Here is a 635-nt window from a genome sequence, read left to right on the forward strand (position 1 = left end):
GTTGAGAAGGGTGGCGTTGTCACTGGAATAGACTGAGATTGCGGCGATGGCCGCAACACCAAATTGGGCGGCAAGTGCCAGGTTCTGATGCCTGCGCACGGTTCAGCTCCGCACGCTGATGGGTCAGCAGGCGGTCATTGCTAAACGCCGCCGCTGCATGACGCAGAACCTCGGCGACAAAGCTAGACTTACCTCGAGTGTAGGCCTTGGCGTCGGTCGGATACGCCTGCGCAAGGCGTTGCTTGAGAGCGGCATAGCGGCTCGCTAGGTCTGGATCGCCGGACAACTCGTCGCGAAATACAATCATGTCCTGTCCCCAAGAGTTGCCGTTGGGAACTAGGTGAAGGTGAAAGGGCGTGACGGGATCGGGTTTCACAAGAAAAATGCGCGGTGGGTTATCGCAACTCTCCTCCTCGACATAGCCCGCTGTTTTCAGCGTTGCGGCGACTTGTTGTGCTTCTGACCAGTCGAGAAGGGAGACCAGGAGGTCGATACACGGCTTGCCCATAAGACCGCGGATCGCCGTAGATCCTACATGATCAATAAATGCCCGCGCCGGTGCAATGACAGCGCGGATCGCCTCCGCCTCGCCGGCACAACGCGCGGCCCATTCTTCGTCGTGCGCGACAATGCGT

The 635-nt window shown here is 59.1% G+C and carries 1 protein-coding gene; it reads right to left on the reverse strand.

Annotated features, from left to right (window positions below; all coding sequences use genetic code 11):
• Positions 1-19 precede the first annotated feature (19 nt).
• Positions 20-635: GrpB family protein (locus EN780_RS36615; protein ID WP_133372975.1), on the reverse strand; the 616-nt coding region annotated here is incomplete at its 5' end.

Source organism: Mesorhizobium sp. M4B.F.Ca.ET.089.01.1.1 (assembly GCF_004022605.1).
Lineage (GTDB): Bacteria > Pseudomonadota > Alphaproteobacteria > Rhizobiales > Rhizobiaceae > Mesorhizobium > Mesorhizobium abyssinicae.